The sequence below is a fragment of the Pseudomonas oplopanacis genome, assembly GCF_057128725.1.
In genome coordinates, this window is sequence record NZ_JBSKHV010000005.1 from 1 (window position 1) to 17363 (window position 17363).

At 59.0% G+C, this 17363-nt stretch carries 19 protein-coding genes; 13 read left to right on the forward strand and 6 right to left on the reverse strand.

Annotation, left to right across the window (positions count from 1 at the left end; all coding sequences use genetic code 11):
- Positions 1-179: 179 nt before the first annotated feature.
- Entirely contained in the window at positions 180-1400 is a 1221-nt protein-coding gene (locus ACWKV5_RS12280) for a CaiB/BaiF CoA transferase family protein (protein ID WP_483841465.1), read from the reverse strand.
- Positions 1401-1413: 13 nt separating this feature from the next.
- Positions 1414-2595 carry an acyl-CoA dehydrogenase gene (locus ACWKV5_RS12285; protein WP_027926097.1) on the reverse strand — a complete coding sequence of 394 codons (1182 nt, stop codon included), beginning with the start codon at positions 2593-2595 and terminating at the stop codon, positions 1414-1416.
- Between the two features lie 158 nt (positions 2596-2753).
- Between ACWKV5_RS12285 and ACWKV5_RS12290 the strand changes: the two genes are divergently transcribed.
- The 11 genes from ACWKV5_RS12290 (at position 2754) to ACWKV5_RS12340 (ending at position 12882) form a co-directional block, all read left to right on the forward strand.
- Positions 2754-3653 (forward strand): LysR family transcriptional regulator, encoded by a 900-nt coding sequence (locus ACWKV5_RS12290; RefSeq protein WP_483841466.1) that lies wholly within the window; start codon positions 2754-2756, stop codon positions 3651-3653.
- Positions 3654-4088: 435 nt separating this feature from the next.
- Entirely contained in the window at positions 4089-5210 is a 1122-nt protein-coding gene (locus tag ACWKV5_RS12295) for a Re/Si-specific NAD(P)(+) transhydrogenase subunit alpha (protein ID WP_483841467.1), read from the forward strand.
- A 15-nt stretch (positions 5211-5225) separates the two neighbouring features.
- Complete coding sequence (locus ACWKV5_RS12300; protein WP_007947884.1) at positions 5226-5549, forward strand: NAD(P) transhydrogenase subunit alpha part 2; 324 nt, start codon at positions 5226-5228, stop codon at positions 5547-5549.
- A complete protein-coding gene (locus tag ACWKV5_RS12305) occupies positions 5549-6982 on the forward strand; it encodes an NAD(P)(+) transhydrogenase (Re/Si-specific) subunit beta (RefSeq protein ID WP_027926100.1) in 1434 nt (477 codons plus the stop codon). Before ACWKV5_RS12300 ends, ACWKV5_RS12305 begins: the two co-directional genes overlap by 1 nt.
- Before the next feature lie 214 nt (positions 6983-7196).
- Complete coding sequence (gene scpC, locus ACWKV5_RS12310) at positions 7197-8690, forward strand: succinyl-CoA:acetate CoA-transferase ScpC (RefSeq protein ID WP_483841468.1); 1494 nt, start codon at positions 7197-7199, stop codon at positions 8688-8690.
- Positions 8691-9009: 319 nt separating this feature from the next.
- Entirely contained in the window at positions 9010-9225 is a 216-nt protein-coding gene (locus ACWKV5_RS12315; protein ID WP_007947887.1) for a DUF1127 domain-containing protein, read from the forward strand.
- Between the two features lie 255 nt (positions 9226-9480).
- Complete coding sequence (locus ACWKV5_RS12320; RefSeq protein WP_483841469.1) at positions 9481-9690, forward strand: DUF1127 domain-containing protein; 210 nt, start codon at positions 9481-9483, stop codon at positions 9688-9690.
- Positions 9691-9832: 142 nt separating this feature from the next.
- Positions 9833-10153 carry a DUF2388 domain-containing protein gene (locus ACWKV5_RS12325; protein WP_140665562.1) on the forward strand — a complete coding sequence of 107 codons (321 nt, stop codon included), beginning with the start codon at positions 9833-9835 and terminating at the stop codon, positions 10151-10153.
- Positions 10154-10258: 105 nt separating this feature from the next.
- Positions 10259-10576, forward strand: coding sequence for a DUF2388 domain-containing protein (locus tag ACWKV5_RS12330; protein ID WP_483841470.1), 318 nt, complete (start codon positions 10259-10261; stop codon positions 10574-10576).
- A 27-nt stretch (positions 10577-10603) separates the two neighbouring features.
- Positions 10604-10924: a DUF2388 domain-containing protein gene (locus ACWKV5_RS12335; protein WP_483841471.1), complete on the forward strand. Its 321-nt coding sequence runs from the start codon at positions 10604-10606 to the stop codon at positions 10922-10924.
- A complete protein-coding gene (locus tag ACWKV5_RS12340; RefSeq protein WP_483841472.1) occupies positions 10921-12882 on the forward strand; it encodes a DUF7844 domain-containing protein in 1962 nt (653 codons plus the stop codon). Before ACWKV5_RS12335 ends, ACWKV5_RS12340 begins: the two co-directional genes overlap by 4 nt.
- A 54-nt stretch (positions 12883-12936) precedes the next feature.
- On the opposite strand, the gene ACWKV5_RS12345 is transcribed toward ACWKV5_RS12340, so the two are convergent.
- From ACWKV5_RS12345 to trpB, 3 genes are all read right to left on the reverse strand, one after another.
- Entirely contained in the window at positions 12937-13392 is a 456-nt protein-coding gene (locus ACWKV5_RS12345) for an anti-virulence regulator CigR family protein (protein ID WP_483841473.1), read from the reverse strand.
- 121 nt (positions 13393-13513) lie between these two features.
- The gene (trpA, locus tag ACWKV5_RS12350; RefSeq protein ID WP_123433320.1) at positions 13514-14326 is read right to left on the reverse strand and encodes a tryptophan synthase subunit alpha; all 813 of its coding nucleotides are present in this window, start codon (positions 14324-14326) and stop codon (positions 13514-13516) included.
- Positions 14326-15546, reverse strand: a complete 1221-nt coding sequence (trpB, locus tag ACWKV5_RS12355; RefSeq protein ID WP_452628853.1) for a tryptophan synthase subunit beta — start codon at positions 15544-15546, stop codon at positions 14326-14328. Before trpB ends, trpA begins: the two co-directional genes overlap by 1 nt.
- A gap of 110 nt (positions 15547-15656) precedes the next feature.
- On the opposite strand from trpB, the gene ACWKV5_RS12360 reads away from it, so the two are divergent.
- A complete protein-coding gene (locus ACWKV5_RS12360; RefSeq protein WP_483841474.1) occupies positions 15657-16550 on the forward strand; it encodes a LysR family transcriptional regulator in 894 nt (297 codons plus the stop codon).
- Here ACWKV5_RS12360 and ACWKV5_RS12365 read toward each other — a convergent pair.
- Positions 16547-16873 carry an ElaB/YgaM/YqjD family protein gene (locus ACWKV5_RS12365; RefSeq protein WP_140665532.1) on the reverse strand — a complete coding sequence of 109 codons (327 nt, stop codon included), beginning with the start codon at positions 16871-16873 and terminating at the stop codon, positions 16547-16549. The two genes, ACWKV5_RS12360 and ACWKV5_RS12365, sit on opposite strands and share 4 nt — an antisense overlap.
- A 155-nt stretch (positions 16874-17028) precedes the next feature.
- On the opposite strand from ACWKV5_RS12365, the gene ACWKV5_RS12370 reads away from it, so the two are divergent.
- Positions 17029-17244, forward strand: coding sequence for a dodecin (locus ACWKV5_RS12370; RefSeq protein ID WP_140665528.1), 216 nt, complete (start codon positions 17029-17031; stop codon positions 17242-17244).
- Positions 17245-17363 lie beyond the last annotated feature (119 nt).

Consider the following 17363-nt stretch of genomic DNA (forward strand, 5'->3'; position numbering starts at 1 on the left):
TGTTTACCAAGGAGTTTTCCGTTTCGACTGCGCCGGAAGTGGGGCGAATTATAGACATCCAGAATCTGCCGTCAAGCACTGATTTTGCTTATCCATCAATAACTTGCCGAACGGTGCAAAACCACCCGATTCCTCTCTATATAGAAGGGGAACAGCTCCCTTCTATATAGAAGAAGTCCTCAGAGCACCCCAGCCTCTTTGAAAGCAGCCACGGCACCCGCGCCAAGACCCAACACTCGCTGCAGAACCTCTTGCGTATGCTCACCCAGCAATGGAGGAGCATTACGGTACTCCACCGGGGTCTCGGATAAACGAATAGGGCTGGCCACCTGCGGCACCATCCCTGCCAACGCATGCGGCATTTCAATCGCCAGCCCACGCGCCTTGACCTGAGGATCAGCAAACATCTGCGCCAGATCATTGATCGGGCCACAGGGCACGCCAGCCTGCTCCAACTGCAAGACCCACTCCGCAGTGGTCTTGAACACCGTCGCCTGACGGATCAACGGAATCAACACCGCTCGATTCGCCACTCGCAGCTTGTTAGTCGCAAAGCGCGGGTCATCTGCCCACTGCGGTTGCCCGGCCACTTCAGCAAACTTGCGGAACTGACCATCGTTCCCCACGGTAAGGATGAAGTCGCCGTCCGCCGTAGGAAAATCCTGATAAGGCACGATGTTCGGGTGCGCGTTACCCAAGCGCTTGGGCGCATTGCCCGTCGTCAGGTAGTTCATTGCCTGGTTAGCCAGACAGGCAACCTGAACATCCAGTAGCGCCATGTCGATGTGCTGGCCGCCGCCGTCGTGATCCCGGTGCGCAAGCGCCGCCAGAATCGCCACCGTGGAATAGAGCCCGGTCAAAATGTCCGTCAGCGCCACACCGACCTTCACCGGCCCGGCACCCTCATCCCCTTCCGGTCGCCCGGTCAGGCTCATCAGGCCACCCAGGCCCTGGATCATGAAGTCATAACCCGCACGCTTGGCGTAGGGACCGGTCTGGCCAAACCCGGTAATCGAGCAATAGATCAGATTCGGGTTAATGGCCTTGAGCGACGCATAGTCCAGCCCATAGGCCGCCAGCCCTCCGACCTTGAAGTTCTCGATCAGGATGTCCGACTTCGCCGCCAGATCACGCACCAGCTTCTGACCTTCCGGACGCGTGAAGTCGATGGTGACCGATTGCTTGTTGCGATTGGCCGACAAGTAATAGGCGGCCTCGCTTGTGTTCTCGCCATAGGCGTCTTTCAGAAAAGGAGGCCCCCAGGCGCGCGTGTCATCGCCGTTGCCCGGGCGCTCGACCTTGATCACCTCAGCGCCAAGGTCCGCCAGGATCTGCCCGGACCAAGGCCCGGCCAGTACCCGCGATAAATCCAGTACCCGCAGATGCGAAAGCGCGCCCATGGACGTTCTCCTATTAATAGAACGCCTGGATGCCGGTTTGCGCGCGACCGAGAATCAGTGCGTGGACGTCATGCGTACCTTCATAGGTATTCACCACTTCCAGGTTGACCAGATGGCGCGCAACACCGAACTCATCGGAGATGCCGTTGCCACCCAGCATGTCGCGCGCCATACGAGCGATGTCCAGGGACTTGCCGCAGGAGTTGCGCTTCATCATCGACGTGATTTCGACTGCCGCAGTGCCTTCGTCTTTCATACGACCCAGACGCAGACAGCCTTGCAGCGCCATGGTGATTTCGGTCTGCATGTCAGCGAGCTTCTTCTGGATCAACTGAGTGGCAGCCAATGGACGACCGAATTGCTGACGATCCAGGGTGTACTGGCGAGCGGTGTGCCAGCAGAACTCAGCAGCGCCCAGTGCGCCCCAGGAAATGCCGTAACGTGCGGAGTTGAGGCAGGTAAAAGGACCTTTCAAACCACGGACGTCCGGGAAGATGTTCTCTTCAGGAACAAACACGTTGTCCATGACGATTTCGCCGGTGATGGACGCACGCAAGCCAACCTTGCCGTGAATCGCCGGGGTGCTCAGACCTTTCCAGCCCTTCTCCAGAACGAAACCACGGATGTCGCCGGCGTCATCCTTGGCCCAGACCACGAAAACATCGGCGATCGGGCTGTTGGTGATCCACATCTTGCTGCCGGTCAGGCTGTAGCCGCCTTCCACTTTGCGTGCACGAGTAATCATCGCACCCGGGTCGGAACCGTGGTTAGGCTCGGTCAGACCGAAGCAGCCAATCCACTCACCGGTGGCCAGTTTCGGCAGGTACTTCTGCTTCTGGGCTTCAGTGCCGAATTCGTTGATCGGCACCATCACCAGCGAGGACTGCACGCTCATCATCGAACGGTAGCCGGAGTCGACACGCTCGACTTCACGAGCAATCAGACCGTAGCTGACGTAGTTGAGACCGCTGCCGCCGTACTGCTCAGGGATGGTCGCGCCCAACAGACCGACTTCGCCCATTTCACGGAAGATCGCTGGATCAGTCTTCTCATGACGGAAAGCTTCGAGAACGCGCGGGGCAAGCTTCTGCTGAGCGAATTGCTCGGCAGTGTCGCGAATCATGCGTTCTTCTTCAGTGAGCTGTTGATCCAGCAGCAGAGGATCGATCCAGTTGAAGCTAGCTTTACCGCCCATGAGTGTGTCCTCTCGAATCAGGGTCAAATTGCGTGGACTGATCCTAGGCCGGGTTCGGCATTACGGCAAACGAGGATTTTGCATACTGTTGTGCTAATTTCTCACTCCGTAACATCGCAAAAGAGCCTTTATGCGATGGATTAGTGAGGTTGACGTACATGCGCAGGAAAATCCCCAGCACAACGGCCCTGATCAGCTTTGAAGCGGCCGCACGCCACGAAAGCTTCACCAAAGCTGCCCAGGAGCTTTCGCTGACCCAAGGCGCCATTTGCCGGCAGATCGCCAGCCTGGAGGAGTTCCTCAGTGTCGAACTGTTCCGACGCTCGCGGCGCGGTGTGAAACTGACGGAAGCGGGACTTTCCTACAGCCGTCGCGTCGCTACACAACTCGATGCGGTGGAGCGGGACACGCTGTCGGTGATGGGGCAACAGGGCGCCAACGTGATCGAACTGGCAGTGGTTCCGACTTTTGGCACCCAGTGGCTGCTGCCGCGACTCAAGGACTTTCAGCAGAAGCATCCGGAAGTGACGGTCAACCTTACTAACCGCACCCGGCCGTTTTTGTTTGCCGATACTGACTTCGATGCAGCGATCTATTTCGGTGATGCCGACTGGTCAGGTACCGAATCCCACAGATTGATGGGTGAAAATCCGATGCCGGTGTGCAGCCCGGCCCTACTGGGCAAGAAGGCAAATCTGACACCCGTCGAGATCGCTGAACTCCCCCTGCTGCAACAGACCACCCGCCCCTATGCATGGCGCCAGTGGTTTAACTCGCAGCACCTCAATATCCCACGGGACATGACAGGACCGCGCTACGAGCTATTCTCCATGCTTGCCCAAGCGGCAATGCATGACATGGGCATCGCGCTGATTCCACCGTTCCTGATTCAACGTGAATTGGCGGAGAAGCGCCTGGTCATTGCCAACCCGCAGGCACTGTCGAGCATCAAGGCTTATTACCTGATGATTCCCGAGCGAAAAGTGGAATCGGCGTCTTTAAAGGCATTTCGCGACTGGCTGCTCAATCAGGCGCACAGCTACAACCTAGAGGGTTAAAGGGTTCAGCTAATTAGCTGACCCCGTAGTCAGCAAAACAAAAGCCCTACAGATATAACTATATGTCGCATATACACAGGCTGTACGGACAAGCAGTACAAACGTCCCACAAGCGCCTGATGACGTGGCTTTGCGCCGCTATTGGCGGGCAATGACGCACTATTCACCGTAAAGATATGTAATTGGTCAATTTTCAACAAAACCCCTTACAAGTCACGTCCTGTAAGGGCTTGAGCCAGTTCGTTGCGACATTCGGTCACGGGGTGACTTGTAGTTAATTTTCCGTCACCCGTCATAATCCCTTGAAGGGCACAAAGTTCGCCTGCAAAATGCCGCGCCCCGCCCTGATTCGGCGGGATCGTGCTGATCGGCCGCCCCAGCCGCACCATCCGAAGTGCCTGGGTTTACTCAATAAGATCACGCAGGAGATTTGACGTGCACATTGGTGTTCCTCTCGAAACCCAGACGGGTGAAACACGGGTTGCTGCAACCCCGGAAACCATCAAGAAGCTGATCGGCCAGGGTCATAAAGTCACTGTGCAAAGCGGCGCCGGCATTAATGCCAGCGTTGTCGACAGTGCTTATGAAGCGGCAGGCGCAACGATTGGCAGCGCCAACGATGCGTTTGGTGCCGAGCTGATTCTCAAGGTGGTCGCTCCCAGCGACAGCGAACTGACGCTGATTAAAAGCGGCACCGTTGTGGTGGGCATGCTCAATCCGTTCAGCAATGAAACCATCGCCAAGCTGGCCGAATGCGGCATTACCGCCTTCGCTCTGGAGGCCGCGCCACGCACCTCCCGTGCGCAGAGCCTGGATGTGCTGTCCTCGCAAGCGAACATCGCTGGCTATAAAGCCGTGTTGTTGGCCGCTCATCACTACCCGCGCTTCATGCCGATGCTGATGACCGCTGCGGGCACCGTGAAAGCGGCGCGCGTGCTTATTCTCGGCGCGGGTGTGGCCGGTTTGCAGGCAATTGCGACTGCCAAGCGTCTGGGCGCGGTGATCGAGGCCTCGGACGTACGTCCGGCGGTGAAGGAACAAATCGAATCCCTGGGTGCGAAATTCGTCGACGTGCCGTACGAAACCGATGAAGAGCGCGAATGCGCCGTTGGTGTCGGCGGTTACGCGCGGCCAATGCCCGCCAGCTGGATGCAACGTCAGGCCCTGGCCGTGCATGAGCGCGCCAAGCAGGCTGACATCGTCATCACCACCGCACTGATCCCGGGCCGCAAGGCACCGACGCTGTTGAGCGCGGAAACCGTGGCGCAAATGAAGCCGGGCTCGGTGGTCATCGATCTCGCGGCGGCTCAGGGCGGCAACTGCCCGCTGACCGTGGCGGATCAGGTAGTGGTCGAGAATGGCGTGACCATTTGCGGCCCGACCAATCTGGCCGGCGCAGTGGCGGCAGACGCTTCGGCGCTGTATGCACGCAACCTGCTGGACTTCCTGAAGCTGGTCTTCAACAAAGAAGGTCAGTTCGAAGTGAACCTCGAAGACGATATCGTCGCCGCGTGCCTGATGTGCCGCGATGGCCAAGTCATCCGCAAAAACGCCTAAGCAGGGATTCAGACGATGGAAGAGCTTATCTCCCCCGGTATCTACAACCTGATCATCTTCGTGCTGGCGATTTATGTCGGTTACCACGTGGTCTGGAACGTTACACCTGCACTGCACACGCCATTGATGGCCGTGACCAACGCCATCTCGGCCATCGTTATCGTCGGCGCCATGCTGGCGGCGGCGCTGACCGTCACGCCACTGGGCAAAACCATGGGTACCCTCGCGGTGGCTCTGGCAGCAGTGAACGTGTTCGGTGGCTTCCTGGTTACCCGCAGGATGCTTGAGATGTTCAAGAAAAAAGCCCCGAAAGTCGTAAAAGAAGAGGCGCCGAAGTAATGAGCATGAATCTTGTAACGACGCTCTACTTGATCGCGTCGATCTGCTTCATCCAGGCCCTCAAAGGCCTGTCGCACCCAACCACGTCCCGGCGCGGCAATGTGTACGGCATGCTCGGCATGGCGTTGGCGATCCTCACCACCGTAGGCCTCATCTATAAGCTGGGCGCAGAGCTTGCCACCGCCGGCATCGGTTACGTCATCGTCGGTCTGCTGGTCGGCGGCACCGCCGGCTCGATCATGGCCAAGCGCGTCGAGATGACCAAGATGCCGGAACTGGTCGCCTTCATGCACAGCATGATTGGTATGGCTGCGGTGTTCATCGCCATTGCTGCGGTTGTTGAGCCGCAATCGCTAGGCATCGTCAAGCAACTGGGCGACGCGATTCCGGCTGGTAACCGTCTGGAGCTGTTCCTCGGCGCGGCCATCGGTGCAATCACCTTCTCCGGTTCGGTGATCGCCTTCGGCAAGCTGTCGGGCAAATACAAGTTCCGCCTGTTCCAGGGCGCACCGGTACAGTTCGGCGGGCAGCACAAGTTGAACCTGCTGCTGGGCCTGGCGACACTGGGCCTCGGCGTGACCTTCATGCTGACTGGCAACCTGAGTGCCTTCGCCTTGATGCTGGCCCTGGCCTTCGTGCTTGGCGTGCTGATCATCATCCCGATTGGCGGCGCGGACATGCCGGTCGTCGTGTCGATGCTCAACAGCTACTCCGGCTGGGCGGCGGCGGGTATCGGCTTCTCGCTGAACAACTCGATGCTGATCATTGCCGGCTCGCTGGTGGGCTCCAGCGGTGCAATCCTCTCGTACATCATGTGCAAGGCGATGAACCGTTCCTTCTTTAATGTGCTGCTTGGCGGCTTCGGCAACACAGCCGATGCAGGTCCGGCCGGCGCCAAGGAAGCCCGCCCGGTGAAATCCGGCTCGGCTGACGACGCGACGTTCCTGCTGACCAACGCCGACACCGTGATCATCGTTCCGGGCTACGGCCTGGCAGTGGCACGGGCGCAGCACGCGCTGAAAGAACTGACCGAGAAGCTGACCCATCGCGGTGTGACCGTGAAGTACGCGATCCACCCGGTTGCCGGTCGGATGCCTGGCCACATGAACGTCTTGCTGGCCGAGGCCGAAGTGCCTTACGACCAAGTGTTCGAGATGGAAGACATCAACTCCGAGTTCGGTCAGGCCGACGTGGTGCTGGTGTTGGGCGCCAACGACGTGGTCAACCCGGCCGCGAAGAACGATCCGAAGTCGCCGATTGCCGGCATGCCGATCCTGGAAGCGTTCAAGGCCAAGACCATCATCGTCAACAAACGCTCGATGGCCAGCGGCTATGCCGGTCTGGATAACGAACTGTTTTACCTGGACAAGACCATGATGGTTTTTGGCGACGCCAAGAAAGTCATCGAAGACATGGTCAAAGCCGTCGAGTAACCCTCATCGGCACACAGGACGCCCCGACTCGTCGGGGCGTTTTTGTTTGCGCAAATCGTCGGACAAAACTACGCTTTTGTTACCTATCCGGTAATGGTGTTTTGCGCAAAAGGCCCGAAATAGACGCCTCGTTTGCGACCTTGGTAGCGGGACAGGAGTCGGTGTAATTCACTAGACTGCGCATCCTGCTACCCGTTGCCCGAGATAACAATCCATGTACCATGACCGTATTCGCCTGCCTTCCTTGTTGGATAGAGTGATGAGCGCCGCCGACGCCGCCGCTCTGATTGAGGACGGCATGACCGTCGGCATGAGTGGCTTCACCCGCGCCGGCGAAGCCAAAGCAGTACCCCAGGCTCTGGCCGAGCGCGCCAAGGTCTCGCCGTTGAAAATCACCCTGATGACCGGCGCCAGCCTGGGCAACGATCTCGACAAACAGCTCACCGAAGCCGGCGTACTTTCGCGACGCATGCCGTTCCAAGTCGACAGCACGCTGCGCAAGGCTATTAATGCGGGCGAGGTGATGTTCATCGACCAGCACCTCTCGGAAACCGTGGAGCAACTGCGCAACCAGCAACTCAAGTTGCCGGACATCGCTGTAATTGAAGCGGTGGCGATCACCGAGCACGGTCATATCGTGCCAACCACGTCGGTTGGCAACTCGGCCAGCTTCGCGATTTTCGCCAAACACGTGATCGTCGAGATCAACATGGCGCACAACCCGAATCTCGAAGGCCTGCACGACATTTATATCCCCACTTATCGCCCGACCCGCACGCCGATTCCGCTGGTGAAAGTCGATGACCGCATTGGCAGCACTGCCATCCCGATCCCGCCGGAGAAGATCGTCGCGATTGTGATCACCAATCAACCGGACTCGCCGTCCACCGTATTGCCACCCGATGCCGACACCCAAGCCATCGCGGATCACCTGATCAACTTCTTCAAGCAAGAGGTGGCTGCCGGGCGCATGACCAACAAGCTCGGCCCGCTGCAGGCCGGCATCGGCACCATTGCCAACTCGGTGATGTGTGGCCTGATTGATTCGCCATTCGAAGACCTGACCATGTACTCCGAGGTGCTGCAGGATTCGACCTTCGACCTGATCGATGCCGGCAAACTGAGCTTCGCATCGGGCAGCTCGATTACCTTGTCGAGTCGCCGCAACGCCGATGTGTTTGGCAACCTCGAGCGCTACAAGGACAAACTGGTCCTGCGCCCACAGGAAATCTCCAACCACCCTGAGGTGGTGCGCCGCCTGGGCATCATCGGCGTAAACACGGCGCTGGAGTTTGACCTCTACGGCAACGTCAACTCCACCCACGTCTGCGGCACACGAATGATGAACGGCATTGGCGGCTCGGGCGACTTTGCGCGCAATGCGCATTTGTCGGTCTTCGTTACCAAATCGATCGCCAAGGGCGGCGCGATCTCCAGTGTCGTGCCGATGGTCAGCCACGTTGACCACACAGAGCATGACGTCGACATCCTGGTCACCGAGATCGGCCTTGCAGACTTGCGCGGGCTGGCACCCCGGGAGCGGGCGCGCGTCATCATCGACAACTGCGTGCACCCGGACTATCGCCAGGCCCTGGACAACTACTTCGCCGCCGCTTGTGCGATTGGCGGGCACACGCCGCATATCCTCCGTGATGCACTGAGCTGGCACATCAACCTGGAAGAAACCGGGCGCATGCTCAAGGCGTAATTGGTACAGATGGCGGCTGGCGCAAACACAATTTCGTCAGCCTGCCGTTGCCAAGCAGAATTCTGTTTAAAACTGTACTGCTGTACTGGTTATTTCCTACCGTAATTGCCTACCTTTTCAGGCCGAACGAGCAAAAACGCACGATATCGGTGCAGACAGGTACAGTTGCCTCAATTTAGACCAGTACACCCACTATTAACAGTTAACTGGTCCCTCACAATACAGGTGAACTGTATCTACAGAGACTAGGCAAACGAGAGGATCATGGGCACCAGTTAAACCACTACCTAATCCCGCCACAAGCGGAAGGATGTCAATCATGGAACGTACACTCAGTTCCGACCTGTTCTTCGAAGACACTGCTGCAAAGACCCAGGCTTCCATGCCTCTGCGCGTTATCGCCAACCTGATGCTGTGGCAGCGCCGCATCTCCAGCCGCCACCAACTGGCTCGCCTGGATTCGCGTCTGCTGGCTGATGCCGGGATTAGCGAAGCACAACGCTACGAAGAGCTGAGCAAGCCGTTCTGGCGCTAACTTAGCGTCGCTGGCCCTGACCCATCGGGTCCACTGCCAGCATCCCAGATTGAAAAAACAAAGCCCGTCGTGGGAAACCACGACGGGCTTTGTCGTTTTGGGCTGGAAACCCGAAAAACAAAGGGCGTTCTACAAAACCAGTACAGTTATCTAATTTATACATCTGTATAAGTACAATTTCAGCGCAGTGTGCCTGTTTCACAAGAACGGAGGGGATCACCATGGAATCTCATTTCCAAGCACAAGGATCGCGCCATGAATCACTTACAAGATGTTTCCGCTCCCGCGCCGCAATCACAACCTTGTAAAGCTTGGCTTCAACGCGCGTGGACGACTCTTTCCCGTTGCCTGGAACGAGCCAGAACCCGGCGTTTGTTGGGGCAACTCAATGCGCAGCAACTATCAGACTTGGGCATCAGCCACGCCGATCGCCTCATGGAACTGGATAAACCGTTCTGGCGCTAATGTCCTGCCAGCACAGACAGGACTGTTCGAACGGGTAAAAGCGCCTAATATCCAATCAGAACGTGGCGAGCGCTGTAGGACAGACGTCTGATCCCGCAGATACCTCGCTACCTCTCAATCGGTTATCCAAAGGAGTTACACCATGTCCCGTCTTCGTCTGCTCAGCGCTGCAGCCCTGCTTGCCGTGGCGGCCAATTCCCACGCCACCAGCTTTATCGTGACCACCGATGCGGTCGTCAATGCCCTCAAAGCCACGTCCGACGCAACCACCGACGTCGTTTCCTCTTCTTTCAAGGACAACAAGATTGTGCGTGAAGCGCGCGATGATGCGGCCAGCTTCGTCGCCAGCGAAGGCGCCATCCGCGGCGTAAAACTGGAAAGTGCACTCGATTACATTCGCCACCAGGCGCCACAGCTGAGCGCAACCGATGCACAACTGGCACAAGCCATCCTGACCATCTAAGCGATACCTGACGCGGGACACGCCCAACGTGTCCCCATGTTTCGGCACTGGCTCTAGACCGGGTGTTGCGCTAGCCTTGGGACTCGCTTTCAGCTATCGAGTCTCATGCATTTTCATTCAAGGTTGTTGCTCACACCCCTACTGCTTGTGGCCTGCTGGTCGGGCCCGGCACAGGCTTTCGATGCCTTCAATCTTTCCACGCAAGGCACTGTCGCCAGTGGTTATGGCACCAGTCTGGTGACCTCCGCACCCTTCGACCGTAAACTGCTGCTCGCCGCGCACGATGATGCCGCGGCATTCATCGCCAGTGACGGTCAATTACGCGGAGCACAGCTGGAATCGGCCTTGATTTACCTGCGCCATACCCGGCCAAAACTTCATGCAAGCGACCTTGAACTGGCACAAGCAATTCTCGTCCAATAGTTATCCTTGTTTCTCCGGAGTTGTTCCATGCGTAACCCGCTGATTGCCGCCACCCTTGGCCTGCTGTTGTTGGCTGACATGGCCCAGGCCCATACCCTGGTAGCCACCAGTAACATGCTCATTCGTGCCACCCAGCGCACGCTTGATTTCACCTCGGACACCACCACCTCCATCCGTGACTCGAAGATCATTCGCGAAGCCCAAGATGACGCAGCCAGTTTCGTGGCCAGCGATGGCGATATTCGCGGCGCGCACCTCGAAGCGGCTTTCAATACCCTACGCATTCGCGTGCCGGAAGCCCGGGATGCCAGTGATCAGGTACTCGCCGAAGCCATCCTCGCACTGTGAGGCCGTCAGCCGCCTGGCTGCTGGCCGGGGTCATGATGCTGCTCGGCAGCGCGGCCCACGCCAGCCTGCAATTACAGCTCAAGACTGAAGGCCTCAGCCCCGCACAACAGCAAGCCAGCCAGGCATTGCTCGATGAAGCCATGCAGGCGCTGCCGCCGCGGTTCATCGAGCAACTGGACCGACGTATCGATGTCGGCTGGACCGACGACATGCCGAGCAACGCCTACGGCCAGGCGACGCTGGTGTCCGAACTCGACTTGAATCGCAACCTGCTCGCCAGCCTCACAGACGGTAGCGCCGCGACCAAGAAGACCTATCGCCCCCATGGCACCGTCCGCCGGGAAATGCTCGCCACGGTGTTGCACGAACTCACCCACATTTACGACCGTTCGCGCCTGTGGCCAGACGCCGAGCGCAAACTGATTCAACACTGCACCCGACGCAGCAACAGCGCCGGACTGGTGGGTATTCCCGATCAGTGCCGTGGCCAGAATGATCGGCGCTTTACCCTCAGCGACGATCCGCGCCTGCTCGACCTCGCTGGCTGGCAACAATACGTCGGCCGTCGCGGCGAACGTGAACAGCACAACCGCCAGATCGCGCGTAGCCCGGACATTTACGAAACGGACAGCCCCAAAGAGTTCGTTGCGGTCAACATGGAGTATTTCCTCCTCGACCCGAGCTACGCCTGTCGGCGTCCGGCGCTGTATCGCTACTACCAGGAACACTTCGGCTGGGCGCCAGCGGCGAAAGACACCTGCGCCAAAACCTTCGCCTTCCTCAACGCCGGCAATGACTTTGCCAAAACACCCCTCGGGCAGGTTGATCCGGAACGGGTGTATGCGGTCGACTACCTGCTGGCCGAAGCCAACCAGAACTGGGTCAGTCGCTGGGGCCACAGCATGTTGCGGCTGGTGATTTGTGCGCCGGGACGACCACGAGGCCCCGACTGCCGTCTCGATCTGGACCAGCATCTGGTCTTGTCCTATCGCGCCTTCGTCGGTGATGTACAGCTCTCGAGTTGGGACGGACTGGTCGGCAAATACCCCTCGCGCCTGTTCGTCCTCCCGCTCGCCCAGGTCATCGACGAGTACACCAAGACCGAACTGCGCAGCCTGGCTTCGGTGCCGCTGAACCTGTCGCGCAATGAGATCGAAGATGTGGTGGAGCGTGCCGCGGAGATGCACTGGAGTTACGACGGCAACTACTTCTTCCTCTCCAACAATTGTGCGGTGGAAGAACTGAAACTGCTGCGAGGCGGCACCAACAACCCAAAACTGGTCGGGCTCGACAACATCATGCCCAACGGCTTGCTGGCGGTGCTGAAGGGCCGGGGACTGGCCGACACCAGCGTGCTGGATGATCCACGCGAAGCGCTACGACTGGGCTATCGCTTCGATTCCTTCCGCGACCGCTATCAAGCCATGTTCGATGTGCTGAAAAAACGCTTGCCGATCAAACAGGACAAAGTCGAGGACTGGCTGGCATTAAAAGCGGTCGAGCGCCGGCAATGGTTCGAACAGGCTGACCTGCGCACCAGCGCGGCACTGCTGTTGTTGGAACAAGCGGCCCTGCGCCAACAATTGCTGCTGGCCCAGGACGAGGTCAAGCAGCGCTACCTCGGCGCGCGGAACCTGGAAAACGGCGGCATGGACAAGGCCAATGTGACCTTGCAACAGCTCCTCGCCAATAGCGGCTACCTCAGTCGCCCGGCCGAACTGCTCGGCAGTGGCGGTTACGGGTTGCCCCAACCGAGTGAATCGCAACGCCTGGAATCGGAAAGCAGCCTGCGCCAAAAGCAGCTGCTGGTGCTGACAGGCGATCTGGACAAGGAAGTGCGAGCGCTGCTCGAACCGGACCGTGCAGCGGAAATGGCCGCCAATGAAGCCAACCTGAAGCAGGTTGGTGAGCATCTACGCAAGCTGCACAAAGCCGCCGGCGGGTTGGAACTGCCATAAGAAAAAGGGCTTCGTGGATAATCCGCGAAGCCCTTTTTTTGCCTGTACGTTAGATCAAAGCACCCCTTCCAGCACTTCGTAAACAATCCCGGTGCCGACGGCGATCAGCACAATGTCACCCCCTGCCCGGCGCCATTCGTACCCCGGGTAATACGGCAGGCGACCGAGCGCGCGATTGTCCAGACGCTCACCGTAATAGCCGTGAGGCAACGGCCGGCCGCGCTCCAGATGTATACCTGGAGGTGGCGGCGCACCGCGCACGAAATATTCGTGGTGTTCGTGGATCGTCTGACGCACCGGACCGAAGTCGCGCGGCGGAGGGCCACCGCGATGGTTGTCCTGATGATCGCGGTGATCATCCCCATGATTGTCGCCATGGTTATCGTACTGGCCCTGTTGCGGGCCGCCGTGGTCGTGATCGTCGCGCTGATCGGCGCTCGCGTGCAGCAACGGGGTAGCGCTCAACATCAGCACGCCCAGGCTGGTAATCAGACGTTTCGGCATTTTCATCGGGTCTTTCCTCACTGCACTTACAGCAAAAAGGGCTTCAGAACGTAGTCCTGAAGCCCTCGGTCTTGCTGTTTAGTCTGTGCCGCGAGGCGCTAATTCCTCTGTATCAGGAACTTTACCTTCAGCTGACGCGAGCCTTACGCACACCTTCTGCCAGCGCCGCGCAAAGGCTCAGCACGCCATCAATCGCCTGATCCGGCGTCGAAGCGTTAGCGATGTGATCGATCAACGCCGAGCCCACCACCACACCGTCGGCCAGACGCGCAATGGACGCGGCTTGCTCTGGGGTCCGAATGCCGAAACCAATGCTGATCGGCAAATCAGTGTGGCGACGCAGACGGGCAACCGCCTCTTCAACGTGTTCCAGTGTCGCCGCACCTGCGCCGGTCACGCCGGCAACCGACACGTAGTAAACGAAGCCGGAGCTGCCGTTCAGAACGGTCGGCAAGCGAACGTCATCGGTGGTCGGGGTGGTCAGACGAATGAAGTCCAGGCCCGCAGCCTGAGCCGGGTCGCACAACTCGCCGTTATGTTCCGGCGGCAAGTCGACCACGATCAGGCCATCAACGCCGGCCGCTTTGGCATCGGCAATAAAGCGTGGCACGCCGTACATGTGGATCGGGTTGAAGTAACCCATCAACACCAGCGGCGTCTCGGTATTGCCTTCACGGAACTCGCGAACCATTTGCAGGGTTTTCGCCAGGTTCTGCTTGGCACCCAGGGCGCGGATGTTGGCCAGCTGAATCGCCGGGCCATCGGCCATTGGATCGGTGAAGGGCATGCCCAACTCGATCACATCGGCACCGGCCGCGGGCAAACCTTTAAGGATCGCCAGGGACGTGTCGTAGCTCGGGTCGCCCGCGGTGACGAAGGTCACCAGGGCAGCGCGGTTCTGTTCCTTGAGTTCGGCAAAGCGCGTTTGCAGGCGGCTCATCAGTGTTTCTCCTGCTTTGATTGTTCCATATGGTGCATCACGGTTTGCATGTCTTTGTCGCCACGACCGGACAGGTTGACCACCATCAGGTGATCTTTCGGCAGGGTCGGTGCGCGTTTGAACACTTCGGCCAGGGCATGGGCGCTTTCCAGTGCAGGAATGATCCCTTCCAGGCGGCAGCATTTGTGGAACGCGTCGAGGGCTTCGTCGTCGGTCACCGAGGTGTACTGAACGCGGCCGATGTCATGCAACCACGCATGTTCCGGGCCGATACCCGGGTAGTCGAGGCCGGCGGAAATCGAATGGGCGTCGATGATCTGACCATCGTCATCCTGCAACAGGAAGGTGCGGTTGCCGTGCAGGACGCCCGGTACGCCGCCGTTCAGGCTGGCCGCGTGCTTGCCGGTTTCGATGCCGTAACCGGCAGCTTCTACACCAATGATCTCGACGCTCTTGTCGTCCAGGAACGGGTGAAACAGGCCCATGGCGTTGGAACCACCGCCGATGCACGCCACCAGGCTGTCCGGCAGACGGCCTTCCTGGGCTTGCAACTGATCGCGGGTTTCCTTGCCGATGACGGCCTGGAAGTCGCGAACCATCGCTGGATAAGGGTGCGGACCAGCGACAGTGCCGATCAGGTAGAAGGTGCTGTCGACGTTGGTCACCCAGTCACGCAGCGCTTCGTTCATTGCGTCTTTCAGGGTACCGGTGCCGGCGACCACCGGGATCACTTCAGCGCCCAGCAGCTTCATGCGGAACACGTTGGCTTGCTGACGTTCGATGTCAGTGGTGCCCATGTAGATCACGCAGTCCAGACCGAAACGCGCGGCCACGGTGGCAGTCGCCACGCCGTGCATGCCCGCGCCGGTTTCGGCGATGATGCGTTTCTTGCCCATGCGCCGCGCCAGCAGGATCTGGCCGATGCAGTTGTTGATCTTGTGCGCGCCGGTGTGGTTCAGCTCTTCGCGCTTGAGGTAAATCTTCGCGCCGCCGCAGAACTCGGTCAGGCGTTCGGCATAGTAAAGAGGACTTGGACGTCCGACATAGTCACGCTGGAAGTAGGCCAATTCTTCTTTGAATGCCGGATCTTCCTTGGCCGCTTCGTATTCGCGGGCCAGGTCGAGGATCAACGGCATCAGGGTTTCGGCGACGTAGCGGCCGCCGAACGCGCCAAACAGGCCGTTGGCGTCGGGGCCGTTGCGCAGATTAGTCTGAGTCATGGGTCGCTCCAGTGAATGCGTGAATGACAATGCGCTTAACTCTACCCCTGACGTCCCGACCTGAAAACCGATAAGATCGCCGCAACCTGTCAGGAAAACTCACAGATCCCATGAGCCACGACCTTCCCCCGTTAAACGCCCTTCGCGCCTTCGAAGCCACTGCCCGCCTGAACAGCGTCAGTCAGGCCGCCGAACAGCTGCACGTTACCCATGGTGCGGTCAGCCGACAGCTCAAGGTGCTCGAAGAACACCTCGGGGTCAGTCTGTTCATCAAGGACGGTCGCGGCCTTAAACTCACAGATGCCGGCATTCGATTGCGCGACGCCAGCGGCGAAGCGTTCGAGCGCTTACGCACGGTGTGTGCAGAACTGACGCAAAGCACCGCCGATGCGCCCTTCGTGCTCGGTTGCTCGGGAAGCTTGCTCGCACGCTGGTTTATTCCCCGCCTGGGACGGCTGAATGCGGACCTGCCAGACCTGCGCCTGCACTTGTCAGCCGGCGAAGGCGATCTCGATCCACGTCGGCCGGGGCTTGATGCATTGCTGGTGTTTGCGGAACCGCCATGGCCTGCAGACATGCAAGTCTATGAGTTGATCAGCGAGCGGATCGGTCCGGTCATGAGTCCGCGATTCGCGGGATACGAAAGGTTGCAAGGCGCGCCGGCCACAGCGCTGTTGAACGAACCGTTGTTACACACCACTTCGCGCCCCCAAGCGTGGCCGAGTTGGGCGCAGCAAAGCGGCCTCGACGCCAAGGCGTTGAAGTACGGTCAGGGATTTGAGCATTTGTATTACTTGCTGGAAGCCGCAGTGGCCGGCCTGGGAGTGGCGATTGCGCCGGAACCGCTGGTGGCCGAGGACGTGAAGGCCGGTCGCCTGGTTGCGCCATGGGGCTTCAGTGAAACCCCGGCGCAACTGGCGTTGTGGTTACCCAAGCGCGCCGCAGACGGGCGGGCTCGGCAACTGGCGCAGTGGCTCAAGAACGAACTGCACCGAGCGGATTAATCCCCGCGTTTGCACAGCAGGTAGGCCGCAAGCAGACCTAGCGCACCCACGGCAACACCGGCCGTCGTCCAAGGGTGTTCCTGGGCATAGTCCCGAGTTGCGATCCCGGTTTCACGGGTTTTGACTTTGACGTCTTCGTACGCATCGCTGAGCAGATGACGCGAATGTTTCAGCGCACTTTCAGCGTTGGCTTTCAGGGTCTTGAGGGTGCGACGCGACTCGTCCGATGCATCGTCTTTGAGGCTTTCCAACGATTTCAGCAGACTCTCGATTTCGGCTTCCATGCTTTGCAATGAGGCTTTACGTAATGAAGTGTTGGCCATGGTGGCTCTCCTGCATTGATTGAGTTGCGTGTGTTGGTTGGGACTTCAGGGGTTGGAGAAAGTGCAGTAAATCTGCACAGCCCTTTCGGATTGGCCGACGCCAGTAAGACGAAAAATCACTGCTAGGCTGTAATTCACACCCTGAGGAGATCGCCATGACTGACCATCACACCTACAAAAAAGTCGAACTGGTCGGCTCGTCCACCAGCAGCATTGAAGACGCCATCAATAACGCGCTGGCCGAAGCCAGCAAAAGCCTCAAGCACATGGAATGGTTTGAAGTGACCGAAACCCGCGGGCACATCAAGGACGGCAAGGCGGCGCACTTTCAGGTGACGCTCAAAGTCGGGTTCCGGATTGCCAGCAGCTGAGTTTGAGCTAGTCTTCTGAACTTGCGCGCTGGCCGAGTGCCATAGGGAATGGCAAAGCGCTACTTGTGTACATCCGGAAATGGCCGGATGACCCTTTTGATCCGACCAGGGAATGCGAC

What these genes read in the sequence shown, in the direction of transcription:
- ACWKV5_RS12280 (WP_483841465.1), bottom strand. Translation starts at nt 1,400, where the DNA reads ATGGGCGCGCTTTCGCATCTGCGGGTACTGGATTTATCGCGGGTACTG.
- ACWKV5_RS12285 (WP_027926097.1), bottom strand. Translation starts at nt 2,595, where the DNA reads ATGGGCGGTAAAGCTAGCTTCAACTGGATCGATCCTCTGCTGCTGGAT.
- ACWKV5_RS12290 (WP_483841466.1), top strand. Translation starts at nt 2,754, where the DNA reads ATGCGCAGGAAAATCCCCAGCACAACGGCCCTGATCAGCTTTGAAGCG.
- ACWKV5_RS12300 (WP_007947884.1), top strand. Translation starts at nt 5,226, where the DNA reads ATGGAAGAGCTTATCTCCCCCGGTATCTACAACCTGATCATCTTCGTG.
- ACWKV5_RS12305 (WP_027926100.1), top strand. Translation starts at nt 5,549, where the DNA reads ATGAGCATGAATCTTGTAACGACGCTCTACTTGATCGCGTCGATCTGC.
- scpC (WP_483841468.1), top strand. Translation starts at nt 7,197, where the DNA reads ATGTACCATGACCGTATTCGCCTGCCTTCCTTGTTGGATAGAGTGATG.
- ACWKV5_RS12315 (WP_007947887.1), top strand. Translation starts at nt 9,010, where the DNA reads ATGGAACGTACACTCAGTTCCGACCTGTTCTTCGAAGACACTGCTGCA.
- ACWKV5_RS12320 (WP_483841469.1), top strand. Translation starts at nt 9,481, where the DNA reads ATGAATCACTTACAAGATGTTTCCGCTCCCGCGCCGCAATCACAACCT.
- ACWKV5_RS12325 (WP_140665562.1), top strand. Translation starts at nt 9,833, where the DNA reads ATGTCCCGTCTTCGTCTGCTCAGCGCTGCAGCCCTGCTTGCCGTGGCG.
- ACWKV5_RS12330 (WP_483841470.1), top strand. Translation starts at nt 10,259, where the DNA reads ATGCATTTTCATTCAAGGTTGTTGCTCACACCCCTACTGCTTGTGGCC.
- ACWKV5_RS12335 (WP_483841471.1), top strand. Translation starts at nt 10,604, where the DNA reads ATGCGTAACCCGCTGATTGCCGCCACCCTTGGCCTGCTGTTGTTGGCT.
- ACWKV5_RS12345 (WP_483841473.1), bottom strand. Translation starts at nt 13,392, where the DNA reads ATGAAAATGCCGAAACGTCTGATTACCAGCCTGGGCGTGCTGATGTTG.
- trpA (WP_123433320.1), bottom strand. Translation starts at nt 14,326, where the DNA reads ATGAGCCGCCTGCAAACGCGCTTTGCCGAACTCAAGGAACAGAACCGC.
- trpB (WP_452628853.1), bottom strand. Translation starts at nt 15,546, where the DNA reads ATGACTCAGACTAATCTGCGCAACGGCCCCGACGCCAACGGCCTGTTT.
- ACWKV5_RS12360 (WP_483841474.1), top strand. Translation starts at nt 15,657, where the DNA reads ATGAGCCACGACCTTCCCCCGTTAAACGCCCTTCGCGCCTTCGAAGCC.
- ACWKV5_RS12365 (WP_140665532.1), bottom strand. Translation starts at nt 16,873, where the DNA reads ATGGCCAACACTTCATTACGTAAAGCCTCATTGCAAAGCATGGAAGCC.
- ACWKV5_RS12370 (WP_140665528.1), top strand. Translation starts at nt 17,029, where the DNA reads ATGACTGACCATCACACCTACAAAAAAGTCGAACTGGTCGGCTCGTCC.